This window comes from Zunongwangia sp. (assembly GCF_048269745.1).
Lineage (GTDB): Bacteria > Bacteroidota > Bacteroidia > Flavobacteriales > Flavobacteriaceae > Zunongwangia.
In genome coordinates, this window is record NZ_JBLXIB010000018.1 from 1 (window position 1) to 19,894 (window position 19,894).

The window sequence follows — 19,894 nt, forward strand, 5'->3', positions numbered from 1 at the left end:
CAAACACGAGAAATATTTTCGAATTGTGTATCGGCCTCAATTTGCGCGGGAGGTAGGTGGTTATGATAATCGATAATCGGTTGGTTTTTGGCATACTGATGGTATAATTCTTCAGCATATTTATTTTCCAACAAAAAATTATCTGTTATAAATGTCTTTGTACTCATTTGTTTTGTTTCTGTTTAACGTCCCATCCAACCGCCATCGACGGTAAGGATGCTTCCGGTCATATAATCACTGGCTTTGGAAGCGAGAAAGGTTATTGGTCCTTTAAAGTCTTCTGGTTTTCCCCAACGACCTGCAGGGATTCTTGCTAAAATCGCTTCGCTACGCTCTTCATTATCGCGTAAAGCTTGTGTGTTATCGGTAGCAATATAACCGGGCGCGATGGAATTCACCTGAACACCTTTAGATGCCCACTCATTTGAAAATGCCATCGTTAACTGGCCAATAGCGCCTTTGGAAGCGGCATAACCAGGAACGGTAATCCCGCCCTGAAAGGTTAGTAAGGAAGCGGTAAAAATTACTTTTCCGTGTCCGCGTTTCAACATTTCTTTTCCGATTTCCCGGGTTAAAATGAACTGTGCGTTTTGGTTGACTTCAATTACTTTATCCCAATATTCATCGGAATGTTCGGCTGCCGGGGCTCTTAAAATGGTTCCGGCATTATTGACTAATATATCTATTTGTGGATTTTCAGCTTTTACTTTTTCGATAAAGGCATACAATGCTTTACGGTCTGAAAAATCACATTGGTAGGCTTTAAACTCCTTCCCTATTTCTTTAACGCGCTTCTCGATTTTAGAACCTTCTAATTCTAAGGAAGCTGAAACGCCTAAAATATTAGCGCCGGCTTCGGCTAAAGCTTCAGCCATCGCAAAACCTATTCCGCGTTTACACCCGGTAACTAATGCTGTTTTTCCTTCTAAACTAAATAAACTCATTTGTTCTTATTTTAATTCGTCTGGAGTTACTCCATCCATATCACCATAGTCTAAATTTTCTCCTGCCATTCCCCAAATAAAAGTATAGTTGGAAGTTCCGGCACCGGCGTGAATCGACCATTCGGGTGAAATAACCGCCTGATGGTTTTTCATAAAAATATGACGCGTTTCCTGCGGTTGCCCCATAAAATGACTAATGGTTTGCCCTTCTTCTAAGTCGAAATAAAAGTAAACTTCCATTCTACGCTCGTGCGTATGTGGTGGCATTGTGTTCCAAACACAACCTTCTTGAAGTTCGGTCATTCCCATTTGTAATTGACAGGTATCAATCACGCTATTCACCAATAATTTATTGATCACACGTTTATTGGAGGTTTTGGTATCTCCTAATTCTACCACCTCAGCTTCCGCTTTCGTTACCTTTTTGGTTGGATAAGATGTATGTGCCAGAGCTGAGTTGATATAAAAATAAGGCTGCTCCTCGGTGGCTTCAAAAATCACTTCTTTGGTGCCGCGACCTATATAAATGGCTTCCCGATGACCAATTTCGTAAACTTCCCCATCTACGGTTACTTTTCCTTTACCGCCTACATTAATTACTCCTAGTTCGCGACGGTCTAAAAAGTTTTCGGATTTTAACTCGTCGATAGTTTCTAATTTTAAAGCTTGATCTACCGGAAAAGCACCACCAGCAATGTAACGATCGTACATTGTATAGGTTAAGCTAATCTGATTTTTCACAAACAACTCCGGAATTAGGAAATGCTCTCGAAGTTCTTCTGTTGTATATTTTTTCACATCTTCGGGATGATGCGCATATCTAAATTCTGATTTAGTCATAGCTTTGTTTTTTATTGATTTGTCTTTTATTTACAGAACTAGCAATTTCTCACTAATCTTATAGGATTGCATCCTGCACTACCCTGAATTATTCTCCACTAAGTTAATTTTATGCAATCGATTACTCAAATTTTAAAAGAAAAATTTTTTATTTTTTTAAGTTATGCAGAATTACGCTCAATATATTTAAAAACATTTTTAACTTTTTCCTTTTTATTCTTCAACAACATATAAGCTGCAGACTCTCCCATTACCTTAAAATCTGTACTTATAACTGTAATCCCTAATAAATCTTTTAGTGGCGTATCATTATAAGAGATAATGCCTATATCTTCACCTAATCTTAAATTTTTATTTCTAATCTGTCTAACAAGATTCACCAAATCACGCTCTTGTATAGTAACATATAAATCCTGTTCTTGCAATTCCATATCATCGTAAATCTCATCTAATATTTCAAAATCAAATCGATGCTGAATGCAGAACGTTTTAAATCCATGAATGATGCGTCTTGGGTATGGATTTACCGATTTTCTAGGATATACAAGAATAATCTTATCATACTTTCTAATTTTCTCTAAACCTTCTTGTAATGCATTATAGATATCATTCTGAAAATCTTGATAAATAGAACCATAATTACCTTTAATTTCTGGTTTTGTATTATCAAGTATAATTAATTTATTTTTTGGAATTTTCTCGATAGTTTCTAAAACAGAAGGAGTACAACTAACATGATTAGAATTTTCATCTCTAAAATGAGGCATTAATACATAATAATCATAATAACCTAAATTTCGCTCTAAGTATTTTTTGAATAAATCTTGATCGCAGTGATAGATAAATAAATTTACATGAGCATTAATTCCTAATGTATTTACAAATGAATTATAAATCATCATTTTATAAGTACTTGTTTTATTTATCAAAAAAAAGACATTAGTTTTCGATATCAAATCAGTTTTATTGGTATAATATCCTTTTCCTTTTACAGATACAATTATTTTTTTCTCTTTAAGATGCTTATATGCTTTTTCTACAGTATCTCGGGAAAGTAACAAATGTTCACTAAGCTCATTTATCGAAGGAATTTTTTCACCTATTTGCAAATTACCATGTGAAATATCATTAACAATAGAATCTACTATTTGTTTATATTTAGGAACCCGCGAATTAGAATCAATTTCTATATCAAACGTTTGCGTCATTGTGGTTAAGAATTTATAATCAGATTATCGGTTTTTAGTTACTATTTTCAATTAAAAAAATTATTTTTTTGAAGATTTAAATATAATATATAAATTTTAAGCAGTATAGAACAGGATGGTCTAAATAATTGTAAAAATTACATTTGAGAAGCTTAAATTGAAACAATAAAATTAAAATGAAAAAAACTTTTCAGTACGTAGACTATCTCTGGGATGAAGCTAAAGCTGCCGAATTGGGTGACGATCAGGTAGCTTTGTTTTTATACCGATCCAATATATTAGGTGCCGATCTAAGAATCACCAATTATGGAGGCGGAAATACCAGTTGTAAAACCATCGAAAAAGATCCGCTTACCAATGAAGAAGTAGAAGTGATGTGGGTAAAAGGTTCTGGTGGGGATATTGGCACACTTACCCGAAAAGGAATTGCCGGTTTATATACAGAGCGCTTAAGAAATCTTAAAAACGTGTACGGTGGACTAGAAGATGAAGACCGAATGGTAGGACTTTTTAATCATTGTATTTACGATTTAGACAGTAAAGCACCTTCCATCGATACGCCGCTACACGGGTTATTGCCGTTTAAACATATCGATCACTTGCATCCTGATGCGCTGATCGCCGTGGCGGCAGCAAAAGATAGCGAGCAAGTCACCAAAGAGATTTGGGGAGATACAATGGGGTGGGTGCCTTGGCAACGTCCCGGTTTCGATTTAGGACTTCAACTCGAAAAATGTTTGAACGAAAATCCCGGTATTCGTGGAATTGTGTTAGGCAGCCACGGTTTATTTACCTGGGGCAATACCTCTTACGAGTGCTACGTCAATAGCTTGGAAGTAATTGAAATGGCTTCCGAATATATAGAAAAGAAAATTAAAGAAAATCGAGAAGTTTTTGGCGGACAAAAAATCGAAGCTTTGCCTGCGGAAGAACGTAAAGAAAAAGCTGCTGAGCTGATGCCACTATTACGCGGATTGGCTTCTTCCGAAAATCAAATGATCGGTCATTTTACCGATAGTGATACCGTTTTGCAATACATCAACAGTAATGATCTGGAACGTTTGGCACCTATGGGAACTTCATGTCCCGATCATTTTCTGCGGACGAAAATTCAGCCGCTCATCTTGACCTTAGACCCGTCAGATGAGGTGACCGATACCGAAGCGACGCTAAAAAAATTAGAGCCTTCCTTTGAACAATACCGCGAAGAATACCGTCAATATTACGAAAATCATAAACACGCCAATAGTCCCGCTATGCGTGATCCTAATCCGGTGATTATTATTTATCCGGGAGTGGGAATGTTTAGCTTTGCCAAAAACAAGCAAACCACGCGTGTGGCAAGTGAATTCTACGTAAATGCGATCAACGTAATGCGAGGAGCAGAAGCAATTAGTGAATATACCTCCTTACCCAGACAAGAAGCCTTTGACATCGAATATTGGTTGTTAGAAGAAGCGAAATTACAACGAATGCCTGCGGAAAAACCACTTTCCCGTAAAGTAGCCATCGTTACCGGTGCTGCCGGCGGAATAGGAAAAGCCATTGCCGATAAATTAGTTGCCGAAGGTGCTAATGTCGTGCTTACCGATATTAGTCAGGAGAATTTAGAAGAAGCTTTAGCGACTTACAAACGTGACGAAGCAGCCATTGCGCTTTGCGATGTCACCAAAGAAGAGTCCATCGAAAAAGCTTACAAAGAAGCAAATTTAGCTTTTGGAGGGGTTGATATCGTAGTCCATTCAGCAGGATTAGCAATTTCTAAATCCTTACCCGATACGACTTTGAAAGATTGGGAGTTATTACAAAATGTATTGGTGAAAGGCCAATTCTTAATGGCACAAAAAGGCGTTGAAATTATGCGCAAGCAAGGGTTGGGCGGTGATATTGTAAATATTGCCAGTAAAAACGGACTCGTTTCCGGACCGAACAATGTAGGCTATGGAACGGCAAAAGCTGCGCAACAACATATGACGCGTTTATTAGCTGCAGAATTAGGCGGTGATCATATTCGCGTGAATACCGTAAATCCTGACGGAGTTATTGTGGGGAGTAAAATCTGGGAAGGTGATTGGGCGGAAGGCCGTGCCAAAGCACACGGAATTAAAGTCGAAGACCTGCCCGCACATTATGCCAAAAGAAACCTATTAAATGAAATTATCCTACCGGAAGACATTGCCAACGGTGTATTTGCTTGTGTAGGAATCCTCGAAAAAAGTACCGGAAATACCATTAATGTAGATGGTGGTATGGCCAATGCTTTTGTGAGATAGAGTTTTAATGGTGATGAGAGATTAGAGGTGAGACGTGAGGACTCTAGAAGCAAGAACCAAGAAACAAGACAAGCGTCAAAGCGGCGGCTGAGTGATTGCGACGTAGGAGCAATCGTATCGAAGCCAGAGTGTCGCTGAATAAAATAGAAGTTAGAAACTAGAATAGAGGCGATATATTTTAGAGTTTTGATCCTAGAATCAAGAACCAGGACGATATTAACTGAATGAGATTCTGAAACAAGCCTGCCTGCCAGCGAGGCAGGTTCAGAATGAAAAGAGAAAAGATATAAATTTAATTGAAGAATACTGTCCTATTTTTTAATTCCGTAGTAATTGTAGGAAAATGGCGCAGCGTTGTCTGCGGAGCAAGGGACTAGTGGAACGGTTTCCCTTGCGCAGGATAAGCCATTTTTCTAACAATTCAAGGAAATAAAAATAAGACTAGACTTTTTTGCTACTTTTTTTGGCAATGAAAAAAAGTAAGGAACATAAAGTTAGAATTGAGAAGGTGATGAAATCCTTAACGGCGGCTGAGTGATTGCGACGTAGGAGCAATTGTATCGAAGCCAAAGCGGGTCTATACGCTAAACAAAAAATAAATCTTTAAAAAGATGAAAATAAATACTGATCAACTATCAGAATTCAATAAAAAGCAAAACGATTCATTCGAAAATGAAATCGATTACCTAAAAAATAAGTTTACTAAAAAAGGAATTTCGGTAGCTAACATTATACAAAAATTAGCCGATTTTCAGGTAGCGATTCCCAGTTGGGCTTTAGGTGCCGGCGGTACGCGTTTTGGTCGGTTTTCTTACGGAGGCGAACCCGCTTCATTAGAGCAGAAATTAGAAGATATCGGAATTTTACATGCGCTTACCAAAACAGCGGGAGCCGTTTCCTTACATATTCCGTGGGATATCCCAGAAGATGTCAATGCGATTAAAGATATTGCTAAAAGTCATCATATCGTTTTTGATGCGATGAATTCCAATACCTTTCAAGATCAACCGGATGCCAAAGAAAGCTATAAGTTCGGTTCGCTCAACAGCATGAATGAAGCTTCCCGCGAATATGCGGTAGCGCATAACAAAGAAGTAATTCGAATCGGAGAACAATTAGGATCTAAAAGCCTGACCGTTTGGTTAGCCGACGGAGCTAGTTTCCCGGGACAGTTGAACTTTCAAAACGCCTTACAAAACACCGAAAAAAGCTTAAAAGAAATCTACGGCTCTATGCCCGAAGACTGGAAGCTTTTTATTGAATATAAACCTTACGAACCTAATTTTTATAGCACCACCATTCAAGATTGGGGAACCTCCTTGATGTTGGCCAATGCTTGTGGCGATCGTGCGTTTACGTTGGTCGATTTAGGGCACCATTTACCCAATACCAATATCGAGCAAATCGTAGCTACTTTAATGTACAAAGGCAAATTAGGTGGATTCCATTTTAACGATAGCAAATACGGCGATGACGATTTAACTGTAGGTTCCATAAAACCTTATGCGCTATTCCTAATTTTTAATGAATTGGTTTACGGAATGGAGAACAATCCCCAAAACCCATATCCCACTTGGATGATTGATGCAAGTCATAACATTAAAGATCCGCTGGAAGATTTATTACAATCCTTAGAAGCGATTTTAATCGCTTACGCTCAGGCCTTGTTAGTCGATCAAAAAGCATTAAAAGAAGCGCAACTCAATAACGATGTTACCAAATGTCAGGAGATTTTACAAGATGCCTACCGAACCGATGTGCGTTCGTTGGTAAAAGCAGCTAGGGCTAAAAGTGGTGCCGCGGTAAATCCCATGGAAGCCTATCGTGCTTTTGATGTACGTAAAACCCTTATCGAAGCTCGTGGATTAAAAACCGTAGCAACCGGACTATAGTAGAAGTTAGATTTTAGAAACTAGAATATAGAGAATAGACTCTAGAATCAGGAAACAAGACAATCGTCATCCCGGACCTGCCCGTCCGGCAGGCGGGCTTGTTTCAGGGTCTCATCCAGCTGAGAAGGTTATGGGATTCCGTGTCAAGCACGGAATGACAAAAGAAAAAGTCTAACTTCTAAAAAGGTCGCGCAAAAAAATAAAACGATTCCCTGGGAAAGTCCACAGGGTTAAATGATAATAATTTGGTTTCGAATAGTTTACTATTAAAATAATACGAAACCGTAAACTCTCGATTGTCGAGATGAGTAAAAAGAAAGTAACTGCCGTTTTTGATATTGGGAAAACCAACAAAAAATTTTTCCTGTTCGATAAGCATTACCAAGAGGTATTTCGGGATTACACACGTTTACCCCTTACGGTAGATGAAGACGGTTATCCCACCGAAGATATTACGCTCTTACAGCAATGGATCAAAGATACCTTTCATTCGGTTTTGGAAAATGAGCAGTACGAAGTGAAGTCGATTAACTTTTCAACGTATGGGGCCAGTTTGGTGCATTTAGATCACCACGGCAATGTGCTTACACCTTTATACAACTACACGAAATCGATTGAGCCGGAAATTACCGATGAGTTTTACGCAAACTATGGCGATGAATTAAAGATTGCTGTAGAAACGGCTTCGCCACAATCGGGAATGTTGAATTCTGGCTTGCAATTATTTTGGTTGAAGAAAAAATACCCAGAGGTTTTTAAGAAAATCAGGTACACACTGCATTTGCCACAATATTTGTCGTTTTTGTTTACCGGAATTCCAGTGAGTGAATACACATCGATTGGCTGTCATACCAATTTGTGGGATTATGAGAAGGAAGATTACCATAATTGGGTGTATGAGGAAGGTTTTGATCAGTTATTGGCTCCCATTGTGCCTACGGCTAGCAGCATTAATACTTCTTATAAAGGCGAAAAGATAAAAATTGGGGTGGGCATTCACGATAGTTCTTCGGCATTATTACCCTACATTTTGAGTAAAAAGAAGCCCTTTTTACTGCTTTCAACAGGAACTTGGAGTATTTCGCTTAATCCTTTTAATGAAGAAAGTCTAGGCGAAGAAGAAATCAAGAATAATTGCTTGAATTACTTGCGTGTAGATGGAAAACGGGTAAAAGCGTCTCGCTTTTTTATGGGGAATGAATACCGGATTCAGGTCGAAAAATTAGGCGAATACTATGGTAAAGAATATGGCTATCATCGCGAAGTTCAGTTTGATCAGGATTTGTATTTACGCCTGATTGAAAAACCTTCCATTTATTTCAAATTTGAAGGAATTTCACTGAAGCGTAAAGAATTGCATCAAACCGATTTGAAACCTTTTGCCACGTTTGAAGAAGCCTATCATCAATTGATGATCGAGTTGATGGAATTACAAATCCATACCATTCGAAATGCGATTGGAAACTCCCCCATCAACAAAATATACATCGATGGTGGATTTACCGATAATGATGTATTTATGAAATTAATGGCTCATCATTTTAGTGAATTTAAAGTATTATCGACACATTCTCCTTTAGGTTCTGCCTTAGGAGCTGCGATGGTGATTTCCAATAAAAAGGTAGATTCTAAATTTTTAAAAGAAAACTACCGAATGAAGAAGTTAGTTCCGCTCTTGCTGACAAAGTAGTGAGAGCTTAGAAAATAGAAATTAGAATATATAAAAATAGACTAAATAGGAATCAGGAAACAAGAAACAAGACGAACGTCATCCCATACCTGCCCGTCCGGCAGGTTGGCTTGATCCAGCATCTCATCCTGCTGAGAACATGATGAGATGCTTAACGGCGACGGAGTGATTGCGACGCAGGAGCAATGGTATCGAAGTCAGCGTGGAATGAAAAAAAGTAGGGAAGTTAGAAAATAGAGAAAGAACAAGAAACAAGAAGTGTCGCTTCGAGTGATTTTATTGCAGCGATAGCGGAAATAAAATAGTATCGAGAAGTAATGAGAAACGAGGTCTCAATACAAATTTCAATGATCATTGAAATTTGTATTGAGACCTGACAAGAAGGTAGAAACTAGAATATAAAGCTATAACTATAAAACCGAGCTGTTAACCGTAAACAGTCAATTAAAACAAAACAATGGCCTTTCCATTTAACACCGAATATCCATCTATAGAATCGCTTCGGGAGCGTGCCCGAAAGCGTATGCCGCGTTTTGCGTTTGAATACTTAGACGGAGGCTGTAACGAAAACATCAACATAAAAAGAAATACTAATGAAATCAGGGAAATTCAGCTAAAACCCCGATACCTGAAAAATTACAGTAATTCAAGATTAGAAACCGAATTATTCGGATTAAAATATGATGCGCCTTTTGGCATTTCCCCCATCGGATTGCAAGGTTTGATGTGGCCCAACGCTCCAGAAATTTTAGCCAAAGCCTCTTTAAAACATAACATTCCGTTTATCTTAAGTACGGTAACTACCACCAGTATTGAGCGTGCCAGTGAACTCACCGAAGGTCGCGCTTGGTTTCAGCTTTATCATCCCACGGAAGATTGGTTGCGCGATGATATTTTAAAACGAGCAGAAGCCGCTGAAGTACCGGTGTTGGTGATTTTGTGTGATGTACCCACCTTTGGGTATCGTCCTAAAGAAATTAGAAACGGACTCGCGATGCCGCCACAAATGAATTTTAGGAATGTATTACAAGTGATGGGAAAACCAGCTTGGGCAATGCAAACCTTAAAGCACGGTGCACCCAATTTTGCCACGATGAAAAAATATATGGATAAGGGGATGAGCATTAAACAGCTGGGCGCATGGATGAATGCCACTTTTTCCGGTCGGTTAAATGAAGAAAAAATCAAACCATTGCGTGATTTATGGAAAGGAAAACTGGTCTTAAAAGGCGTAGTTTCTGATGAAGATGCAGAAGAAGCCATTCGTTTAGGTTTCGACGGAATTATCGTCTCCAATCACGGTGGCCGACAATTAGACGCCGGGGAATCGACCATCAAACCACTTTCGCATATTGCTGAAAAATATAAAGATCGCATCACGGTAATGATGGACAGTGGCATACGTTCCGGTCCTGATATCGCTAGGGTAATGAGCAGTGGTGCCGATTTCAGTTTCTTGGGCCGATCGTTTATGTATGGCGTAGGCGCTTTAGGTGAAGAAGGCGGCGATCATACCATTGCGATGCTAAAAATGCAATTACAACAAGTCTTAGAACAGGTTTGCTGTGAGAAAGTAACCGATTTACCGAAGTATCTAGTGAAGGAGTAGCAGTAGTTAGGTATTAGAAAATAGACGCTAGGTTTTAGAACATAGAATCAGGAATCAAGAACCAAGATAAACCTCATCCTGAACTCGTTTAACTCCGTTGAATCTTCGATTTCAGGATCTCATCCAGTTGAGTACGTGATGAGCTCCTTAACGGTGGCTGAGTGATTGCGACATAGGAGCAATTGTATCGAAGCCAGAGTGGAATCAAAAAGTAGGGAAGTTAGAATTGAGAACATAGAGAATAGACGAGAAATAAGATTTGGGAGACCGTAGGCAATAAAAAAATAAACTTCATCCTAAAATAGATTCGGAATTACAACAGAATGAAAAACTCACAACTTCAACAAAAACAATTGAAGTCTTAGGGTAAATAAATAGAAAAAGATTATTATTAGTACCAAAAAGCTTAAATGAAAAACCAATGAGTCAGGCACAAATAGAGCAAGAAGTTATTGAAGCGGAAGTTTCTGGAGAATTTGAACGCGCACGTGTACCGGAATCCAAGTTAAAAAGTTGGAAAAGCTTCTTAGGAATGTATGCCGGGGAACACGCCGCAGGAACTGAATTTGTGATAGGTCCCTTATTCCTTACTACTGGTGTGAGTGCTTTTGATTTAATTATTGGCCTGCTTTTAGGGAATTTAATGGCCGTGTTAAGCTGGCGTTTTTTAACCGCAGAAATCGGAACAAAATTTAGATATACACTGTATTACCATCTCGAAAAAATCTGCGGAAAGCAATTGGTGACGGGTTATAATCTGGCAAATGGAATATTATTTTGTTTTCTGGCCGGAGCAATGATTACCGTTTCTGCTACAGCTGTTGGCGTTCCTTTTAATATGGAAATGCCAAAGTTAACCGATACCATGCCCAATAGTGCTACTTGGGTGATTATTGTATTGGCAATTGGTGCGGTAATTTCTATCATCGCTGCAAAAGGGTATAGCACGGTGGCAAAAGCCGCCAATTGGATGAGTCCGATTATTGTTCTGGCTTTTGTGCTTTGCGGAGTGGTTTCTATAGTCAATTTAGACGTTCATAGTTTTTCTGATTTTTGGAATATCTGGGGAGAAGGAAGTGAACCTTTTCCCGGACAAATAAAATATACCTTCTGGCACGTTTTCCTTTGGTCTTGGTTTGCCAATGCCGCAATGCATATCGGGATGTCAGATCTTTCGGTGTTTCGATTTGCTAAAAAAGCACGAGCAGGCTGGACCACCGCTGCAGGAATTTATATTGGTCACTACATTGCGTGGATTTCCGCCGCTTTATTATATGCTGTGTATTTAAAATCACCGGAAGCCCAGTCAATTTTAGCGGGTGGCGAAGCACCTTCGGTAGCTCCAGGACCTTTAGCCTATAATGCAATTGGCGTCTTCGGAATTATCGCAGTAGTTTTAGCGGGATGGACCACGGCCAACCCCACGATTTACCGAGCCGGATTGGCTTTTCAGGCGATTATTCCAAAAGTTTCTACCGCTTGGGTCACTATTATCGCCGGAACAGTAGCCACCATCGCCGGATTATTTCCTGCCTTTGCGATGAAATTATTAGGTTTTGTTGCCCTCTACGGATTCATTCTAGCACCCATCGGAGCCATTATTGTCTTTGAATACTTCTTCGGCAAGAAATTCGGTATCCAATCCTTCTATGCCGAAAAATCGGGAACCAAATTTAATCAGGCGGTCTTTTGGGCTTGGGTGATTAGCTTTGGCATCTTCTACTTTATTTCGGTTCAGTTTGATGTATTTTTATCCTTCCTTACCCTTCCCGCTTGGCTTTGCTGTGGATTTTTATATTTGGTTTTTAGTCGGGTAGTGCAGAAGAAAAAGATTACTTAAATTAACCTGCGTTAGGGATAGAACGCTTTGTTTGAGCTCTTTTAAAATTTCTGTTCCTACAGTAATTTTAAAAAGCGAGTAGTGATAGCCCGCCCCTTGACCTTAGGAAAGGGAAACGCCAAAAAAATAATAGTTATAGAACAGGAACGTACAGGATACCCGCTATCTGATTTCCTCTTAAATTTGAGTAGTAAACTTAGATTTTCATAAAGTAAAACTGTCAAGTAAATAGCAGTTTTTGTGTTTGTGCTTGCCATCACTCCATTAGGGTGATGGTTTTTTTATTCAGGTAGGAGCAGGATAGGAATTTTGGTAAATTCAAAGATCTTAGCGTAAAACCCATAGACTTGATGAAAAATAGACTTTTAGGGATGTTCATCCTTTGTATACTACTTATTTCCTGTAAAGAAAAAAGCAAGGAAAACCCTCTGAATACTGCTACTTCCACCTCAAAAAACCTTCCACCGGATTGGATTGCTAAGGTAGGAGCGAAAGCTTTTCCCCTAAAAGAGCAAACCTACTGGGTAAACGATTACGGCGTAAAGAACGATTCTACCGCCTTAAATACCGAAGCCATACAAAAAGCGATTGATGATTGTGCCAAAAAGGGAGGAGGGAGAGTAAGTTTTCAACCGGGAATTTATTTATCGGGTTCCATTTTTGTGAAAGAAGGCGTGCATTTAGAAATCCCTAAAGGTGTAGAGATTCGCGGGAGCGAAAACATAGATGATTATCCTGAAATTGATACTCGTGTGGCCGGAATAGAGATGAAATGGCCGGCCGCCTTAATTAATGTGCGAAACCAAAAAAATGTAAAGATAGATGGGGAGGGCTTGGTTAACGGACAAGGAAAGGTCTTCTGGGATTACTACTGGAATTTGCGTAAAGAATACGAACCTAAAGGCTTACGTTGGATTGTAGATTACGATGCAAAACGTCCTCGAACTTTTTTAATCTCAAATTCGGAAAATGTTTTCTTGGAGCAGTTAAATATTCAGAAAGCCGGTTTTTGGACCATTCAGGTATTGTATTCCAAGTATGTGACGGTAGATGGGGTGACCATTAGAAATAATATTGGCGGACATGGACCGAGTACCGATGGCGTCGATATCGATTCTTCGAAATGGATTTTAGTACAAAATTGCGATATTGATTGTAACGACGATAATTTTTGTTTAAAAGCCGGTCGCGATTGGGATGGTCAGCGGGTGAATAAATCTACTGAATATGTAGTGATTCGGGATTGTATTGCCCGGGCAGGTTCCGGACTTTTTACCATTGGAAGCGAAACTGCCGGAGATGTTCGTCATGTATATGCTTCTAATATTAAAGGTTTAGGGACTAAAAATGGTTTAAATATAAAATCGGCCATTACCCGAGGCGGAACCGTAGAAGATGTGTATTTAGAAAACATTGAAATGGATAGCGTTCGTACCTTTATTGAAGTTTCGATGAATTGGAACCCAAGCTATAGCTATTCTAAATTACCTGAAGGCTACGATATTGATTCGGTACCTAAACGTTGGCGAACGCTATTAAAAGAAGTAAAACCCAAGTCGAAGGGAATCCCCACTTTTAAAGATATTTCTCTAAATAATATTGAGGTGCGTGGCGCTAAAAGAGCGATTAATGTGAATGGATTGGAAAATTCTTATATCACCAACTTCCATTTAAAAGATGTGCACATTCAAGCAGCTACCGCGGGGCAAATTAATTACAGTAAAAATTGGAGCTTAGAAAATGTAAGTCTGCAAACCGACGATAATTCTAAGGTGAAAATAGAGCATTCGCCGGGTGTACAACTACTAGATTCTTTGTATGACAACTCAAAATAGCCTATATCATAAAAAATAATTCAATATAAATTACAGAATTAAATTCAAGTATCTAGAAGGTGGATTTTTTGATTCTTTTTTAGAAAAATCAAATTAATACTAATACAATACACTGATTAAAATTCATTTCCAACCTAGCAGAAGTTATTTAACTCAAAAAAGTTGAAAATTTGGTCGATTTCCAACATTTTTTATATATACCAGAAATAGGTAGTAATTTTCAATCCAGAATATTTAACCAATCAGCCAGACTGCTTCCGGTAATAGCAATTTTTGTAAAAAAATTATAAATAATACGTTTAACAAGATTTGGAAGATCTGGACATGAGAAGATACTTGGAGTTGGAATTTCCCAATTACCGCCATGGATGCCATACAATTAAGAAATCCAGAAAAAACAATCGATGCATCTGTGGATATAAAAACCAAACATAATTACTAAGAATAATGCTTACCCTTTTATATTCCTAGAAATGTCAGTTTATTGACTAATGTAGCAACGACGTATCCCAGTTGGGGTGAAACTGCCTATAAAAATCCAGGATTGTCTGATAGTAAAGTAGAAAGACTTGAAAAAAATGCCTTAACAGGAATGCACAGGATAGATTAGGTATCTAAAAAAAATATATTTGAAATATAAAAATTTTATAACCTATCCACACTAAAATGAAAAAATATTATACCAAATTCTTTCTATTAGTTTTTATGCTACTTATTAACGCAATTACTATAGCTCAAGAAAAAAAAATCACAGGTATCGTTACTGATGCTAATAATGTACCACTCCCGGGTGTTAACGTATTCATAAAAGGAACAAACAATGGTACTCAAACCGATTTCGATGGAAAGTATTCGATACAAGCAGAAACAGGAGATATCATTGTTTTTTCGTTTATCGGAACGAAAACGATTGAAAAAACACTAGGATCTGAAAAAGAAATTAATGTTTTAATGGAAGAAGACACCAACAGCTTAGACGAGGTTGTAGTAGTTGGATATGGTACTCAAAAAAAGTCTGATATTACAGGATCAATAGCTTCAGTTTCATCTGAAGAATTAAATGCTTTTCCTATACAAAGTAGTTTACAAGGAATTCAAGGAAAAGCAGCCGGGGTTGATATTTCTTCCAATGCAAGACCTGGAGAAATAGGCTCGATAAGGATTCGAGGGAATCGCTCCATTTCTGGAGGTAATTCTCCGCTATATGTAGTAGATGGTGTCCCTTTACAATCTGGTGGCTTAGAAATGCTTAATCCAAATGATATTGAATCTATAGAAATTTTAAAAGACGCTTCTGCTACAGCAATATATGGATCTAGAGGAGCTAACGGTGTCGTTTTAGTTAGTACTAAAAAAGGAAAAGAAGGAAGAGCTCAAATTAATTTTGATACTTCCATAAGCATCGAAAAAATAAGAAACCTTGCTGACTATTGGAATGGAATTCAATATGCTGAATATCGTCGTGATGCATTAAGGGGGGCTGGACGATATTCAACACCCTATCCAAATGCTAAAGATGACTTCGATTATTTTAAAGGAGATCAAACAGCTTTAAATAATATTTTAAGTGCTTACAACATCACTGGTTATGATAGCAATGGTAAACCTATAGCTGAAACCAGAGCTACAACTCCAGAAGAGCAAGCTCTATACGGTATTAACGAAATACCTATTTACAATAGCTCTAATATTGAAACTACAAACTGGACAGATTATGTAGAACAATCGGGAATATTAAAACAATATAATTTGAGTGCAAACATGGGTACCGAAAAAATGACTGGATATATTTCAGGAGGCTACCTTGATCAAATAGGTACTGTTGAAGGCCAAAAATATAAAAGATACACTGGTTTAGTTAATTTAGAAATGCAAGCAACTAAATGGTTTAAAATTGGTGGAACTATTAATGGTGTTTACAGTATACAAAATTACGGATATTCCGCAGGTGGGTCAAGGGGATCCAGAACACTATACGAAGCTGCTTTAGGGCAATTACCCTTTGCTAAACCTTATGATGAAGATGGAAATTATATTTTTAATCCTGGTGGTAATCCAAATATTATAAATCCAATACGAGATAATGGACTTGTTATAAATGAAAGAACTACAGCTCGTATATTTGGAAGTTTTTTTGCAGAAATCAAAATTGCGGATAATATTCGATTTAAAACTATTTTTGGACCTGATGTCAGGAACTATAAAAATGGTCAATTTCAGGCAGCAGAATCAAGCTTAAGAGGCGGTGGATCAAACTCTTCAACAAATTATGCTAGACTGGGAAAAAGTGAACAGATCTCTTGGACATTAGAAAACCTACTTTACTATGATAAAACATTTGCAGATAAACATACATTAAACGTAACACTACTTCAAAGTGCTTCCAGATATAAGCAGGAGAATTCAGACATGACTGCTTCTGACCTTCCTTATGATAGTCAACTTTGGCATAACTTAGGCTCTACAAACCGAGGTGCCTTAGATGGTTGGGGATCAGGATATTCAAAAAACACTCTAACCTCTTACATGGCAAGAATAAACTATTCATTACTAGATAAATATTTGATCACTGTAACAGGAAGAGCTGATGGAGCATCAGTATTAAGTGCTGGTAATAAATGGGATTTCTTCCCTTCACTTGCTGTAGGATGGAAAATTGATGAAGAAAATTTCATGGAGAATTCTTCTTTTAATCAACTTAAATTAAGATTAGGATATGGTTCTGTTGGTAATGCAGCAGTAGGTCCTTATAGTACAGCTGGAGGATTAGTAAGGTTACCATATGTTTTTGGGGAAACTCCAGCAAGTGGCTATGTTACAGGTGATCCTAAAGGAAGATATACAGGGTCTATTCCTAATGCTAATTTAAGTTGGGAAAAAACAAATCAATTAAACTTGGGAGTAGATTTCGGTTTTCTAAATAACAGAATATCAGGATCATTAGACTACTATATTGCAAATACAAATGATATACTATTAAGTAAGTCTCCAAACTCTGTAACTGGTTATGGTAGTATAACCGTAAATGCTGGTAAAACAAAAAATACAGGTATTGAATTAGTATTAAATACAATTAATATCCAATCTCAAGATTTTCAATGGACAACAGATCTAACTATATCTAGAAATGATAATGAAATAGTTGAGTTAGTAAACGGAAAAGAAGACGATATAAACAATAAAAGGTTTATTGGGGAACCACTTTCCGTTTATTATGATTACAAAAAAGTTGGAATCTGGCAGAAAGAAGATGCAGATGAAATAGCACGCTACAACGCAAATGGACATGATTTCGAACCTGGAGATATTAGAGTACAAGATGTTAATGATGATGGGATTATTGATGCAGAAAATGACCGACAAATAATTGGCTCTCCAACGCCGGCTTGGACAGGGGGACTTAGAAATACTTTTTCCTATAAAAATTGGGACTTAGCTGCTTTTTTCTTTTCCAGATGGGATTATATAGTTGAAGGTGGTGCTGTAGACATGCAAGGACAATATGTTCATAGAGCTGTTGATTACTGGACACCTGATAATCCTACAAATGCTTATCCTAAAGCAGACTATAACAATGGTGGGCAACCTCTATATTATAGTTCAATGAACTATCAAGACGGATCTTTTATAAAACTTAGATATGTTTCTCTTGCTTATAATTTTCCTAAAAAACAACTTGAAAACTTTAATATATCGCGTTTAAAAATCTATACACAAATTTTAAATCCATGGTTATATTCCAAAGCTGATTTTCTAGATCCAGATTCAAGTTTTCAAAACGGTGGATCAAATAACAGTGCCTCTAGCATAACAACAAATAGCTTTGTATTTGGACTAAACTTATCATTTTAAAAAGAATTTGACATGAAAAAATTATTATATATAGCGTTATTAATTAGTATTATCTCTTGCTCTGATAATTTCTTAGAAGAAGAAATGGTGTCTACCTTAACCCAAGATCGATATAATACTCCAGAAGGTATAGAGGAATTGGTAAACGGAGCCTATGAAGGTTTAAGATTCCATTTCAACTATTTATGGTCTTTCGCATTAACAAATTATGGCACTGATACATTTACAAATGGAGCAGGAACTACCAATGTTATGTGGAATACATATTCTGAAGAACTAAACTCGTTAGATGGTGCAAACTTAGTTCCTTTATGGGACAATATGTATGCACAAATAAACTTACACAATATCGGAATTTCAAAAATTCCTAATGTTTTAGCTAATAACCCAGATTTAAGAGATACACGTTTAGGAGAACTTTACTTTTTAAGAGGTTTTAATTACTTAAAACTAGTAACTCAATTTGGAGGTGTACCAATATCCACGGAGCCAATAATATCAGACAGAGCAGATTTTCCTAGATCTCCAAAAGAAGATGTTTTCAATTTAATTGTAGAAGATCTTACTAATGCTGTTGAACTTTTACCTGAAGAAGAAACTCAGGAAGGTAGAATAACAAAGTCTGCTGCAAAGCACTATTTAGCAAAAACCTATTTAACACGAGCAAGCGAACTAAATGCTGATATTACGCAGCCAAACGATTTAGAAAACGCAGCTAAATTTGCGATGGAAGTAATTTCTGGATCAAATCATCAATTAGCTAATAATTTTAATGATTTATTCCAGTATACTGAAGTCAATGGACCTAATGAAACTAATTCTGAAATAATTCTTGCTGCTCAATTTGATGACAACCAATCTTTGTTAGGCAGGTACGGTAACCAAACGCATTTATATTTCCTATCGGTATACCGATTTTTCCCAGGGATGACAAGAAATCTTGAGGATGGTCGGGAGTTCCAGCAACTTAAACCTACAGATTTTGGTTTGGATGTTTTTAACAGAACTACCGATTCTAGATTTTATAAGAGTTTTCAAACTTCTTATATCGCCAAGAATACAAATGATGTTCCTAAATGGACTTCAGAAAATGCACCTAGCCCAGACCTAGTTGGTCAATTAAAGTTCAATATAGGCGATACCGCTGCTATTTACGTTATAAATGAAATGGATGATAGAAGATTCACTCCAGATTATAAAGCTAAAATAGCTCCTTTGGTTTTGGGTAGATATACCGTTAATTCTAGTGGAGAATTAACTACAGATTGGGATATAAGCACTTATCCTTCTCTATCAAAATATCGAGATCCATTTAGAACAAACTTTAATGACGCTAAAGGAACTAGGGATGGCATTCTTGCTCGACTAGGAGAAACTTATTTAATAGCAGCTGAAGCCTACGGTAGGATGAAAAACTATGGTGAAGCTGTTTCCTTACTTAATCAGTTAAGAACTAGAGCTGCTTATAAAGAAGGGGAAGATCGTGGTTGGGTTTATTACCTAACCGAACAGAATATAGCTTATGGAGAAACATCCAGCACAGCAGACGAAATGACGATTACTGAAGAAATTTTTACTCCGGGAACAGCTGCCGCACAACAAGAAATTTATCCAAAAGGAGTAAATTCCAAACCAGATATGTTTATACATTTCATATTGAATGAAAGAGCTAGGGAACTATTAGGTGAATTTCATAGATGGGTAGATTTAGCACGAACAAAAACATTAATTCAAAGAGATCAGGATTTCAACCCTGAGGCTGCTCCAAATGTTAGGGAAAAATTCTTATTAAGGCCTATTCCACAAAGCTATATCGACGCACTCGAACAAAATGGAAAACCACTTTCTACAGAGGAAAAAGAAGCGGTTCAAAACCCAGGATATTAAGATTTGAATTAGTAATTTGATACA

The 19,894-nt window shown here is 37.4% G+C and carries 13 protein-coding genes; 9 read left to right on the plus strand and 4 right to left on the minus strand.

From position 1 onward, the window contains the following. The 4 genes from ACN0WI_RS15310 to ACN0WI_RS15325 all read right to left on the minus strand — a co-directional run. Positions 1–167, minus strand: a 167-nt coding sequence (locus ACN0WI_RS15310) for a glucuronate isomerase (protein ID WP_417887947.1), incomplete at its 3' end; no start/stop codon positions are given. Between the two features lie 15 nt (positions 168–182). Beyond that, complete coding sequence (locus tag ACN0WI_RS15315; RefSeq protein ID WP_013072378.1) at positions 183–944, minus strand: SDR family oxidoreductase; 762 nt, start codon at positions 942–944, stop codon at positions 183–185. Between the two features lie 6 nt (positions 945–950). Further along, positions 951–1,784: a 5-dehydro-4-deoxy-D-glucuronate isomerase gene (gene kduI / locus ACN0WI_RS15320; protein WP_417887923.1), complete on the minus strand. Its 834-nt coding sequence runs from the start codon at positions 1,782–1,784 to the stop codon at positions 951–953. Between the two features lie 161 nt (positions 1,785–1,945). Further along, positions 1,946–2,992: a GntR family transcriptional regulator gene (locus ACN0WI_RS15325; RefSeq protein WP_417887925.1), complete on the minus strand. Its 1,047-nt coding sequence runs from the start codon at positions 2,990–2,992 to the stop codon at positions 1,946–1,948. Positions 2,993–3,168: 176 nt separating this feature from the next. Here ACN0WI_RS15325 and ACN0WI_RS15330 point away from each other — a divergent pair, with 176 nt between their 5' ends. The 9 genes from ACN0WI_RS15330 (at position 3,169) to ACN0WI_RS15370 (ending at position 19,870) form a co-directional block, all read left to right on the plus strand. Then, positions 3,169–5,265: a bifunctional aldolase/short-chain dehydrogenase gene (locus ACN0WI_RS15330; protein ID WP_417887926.1), complete on the plus strand. Its 2,097-nt coding sequence runs from the start codon at positions 3,169–3,171 to the stop codon at positions 5,263–5,265. Between the two features lie 611 nt (positions 5,266–5,876). Then, on the plus strand, positions 5,877–7,157 hold the full coding sequence (locus ACN0WI_RS15335; protein ID WP_417887927.1) for a TIM barrel protein: 1,281 nt from the start codon (positions 5,877–5,879) through the stop codon (positions 7,155–7,157). 304 nt (positions 7,158–7,461) lie between these two features. Beyond that, on the plus strand, positions 7,462–8,847 hold the full coding sequence (locus ACN0WI_RS15340) for an FGGY-family carbohydrate kinase (RefSeq protein WP_417887928.1): 1,386 nt from the start codon (positions 7,462–7,464) through the stop codon (positions 8,845–8,847). Positions 8,848–9,304: 457 nt separating this feature from the next. Continuing rightward, positions 9,305–10,456, plus strand: a complete 1,152-nt coding sequence (locus ACN0WI_RS15345) for an alpha-hydroxy acid oxidase (protein ID WP_417887930.1) — start codon at positions 9,305–9,307, stop codon at positions 10,454–10,456. Between the two features lie 421 nt (positions 10,457–10,877). Further along, complete coding sequence (locus tag ACN0WI_RS15350; protein WP_150544776.1) at positions 10,878–12,296, plus strand: purine-cytosine permease family protein; 1,419 nt, start codon at positions 10,878–10,880, stop codon at positions 12,294–12,296. Between the two features lie 350 nt (positions 12,297–12,646). Then, positions 12,647–14,131: a glycoside hydrolase family 28 protein gene (locus tag ACN0WI_RS15355; RefSeq protein ID WP_417887931.1), complete on the plus strand. Its 1,485-nt coding sequence runs from the start codon at positions 12,647–12,649 to the stop codon at positions 14,129–14,131. 484 nt (positions 14,132–14,615) lie between these two features. Continuing rightward, on the plus strand, positions 14,616–14,741 hold the full coding sequence (locus ACN0WI_RS15360) for a hypothetical protein (RefSeq protein WP_417887932.1): 126 nt from the start codon (positions 14,616–14,618) through the stop codon (positions 14,739–14,741). 56 nt (positions 14,742–14,797) lie between these two features. Further along, on the plus strand, positions 14,798–17,983 hold the full coding sequence (locus ACN0WI_RS15365) for a SusC/RagA family TonB-linked outer membrane protein (protein ID WP_417887933.1): 3,186 nt from the start codon (positions 14,798–14,800) through the stop codon (positions 17,981–17,983). 12 nt (positions 17,984–17,995) lie between these two features. After that, entirely contained in the window at positions 17,996–19,870 is a 1,875-nt protein-coding gene (locus tag ACN0WI_RS15370) for a RagB/SusD family nutrient uptake outer membrane protein (RefSeq protein ID WP_417887934.1), read from the plus strand. The last annotated feature ends 24 nt before the right edge of the window (positions 19,871–19,894 follow it).

Coding starts and splice junctions, on each gene's coding strand:
- ACN0WI_RS15355 (WP_417887931.1), top strand. CDS start 12,647: ATGAAAAATAGACTTTTAGGGATGTTCATCCTTTGTATACTACTTATT.
- ACN0WI_RS15340 (WP_417887928.1), top strand. CDS start 7,462: ATGAGTAAAAAGAAAGTAACTGCCGTTTTTGATATTGGGAAAACCAAC.
- ACN0WI_RS15315 (WP_013072378.1), bottom strand. CDS start 944: ATGAGTTTATTTAGTTTAGAAGGAAAAACAGCATTAGTTACCGGGTGT.
- ACN0WI_RS15345 (WP_417887930.1), top strand. CDS start 9,305: ATGGCCTTTCCATTTAACACCGAATATCCATCTATAGAATCGCTTCGG.
- ACN0WI_RS15350 (WP_150544776.1), top strand. CDS start 10,878: ATGAGTCAGGCACAAATAGAGCAAGAAGTTATTGAAGCGGAAGTTTCT.
- ACN0WI_RS15365 (WP_417887933.1), top strand. CDS start 14,798: ATGAAAAAATATTATACCAAATTCTTTCTATTAGTTTTTATGCTACTT.
- ACN0WI_RS15325 (WP_417887925.1), bottom strand. CDS start 2,992: ATGACGCAAACGTTTGATATAGAAATTGATTCTAATTCGCGGGTTCCT.
- ACN0WI_RS15370 (WP_417887934.1), top strand. CDS start 17,996: ATGAAAAAATTATTATATATAGCGTTATTAATTAGTATTATCTCTTGC.
- ACN0WI_RS15335 (WP_417887927.1), top strand. CDS start 5,877: ATGAAAATAAATACTGATCAACTATCAGAATTCAATAAAAAGCAAAAC.
- ACN0WI_RS15330 (WP_417887926.1), top strand. CDS start 3,169: ATGAAAAAAACTTTTCAGTACGTAGACTATCTCTGGGATGAAGCTAAA.
- kduI (WP_417887923.1), bottom strand. CDS start 1,784: ATGACTAAATCAGAATTTAGATATGCGCATCATCCCGAAGATGTGAAA.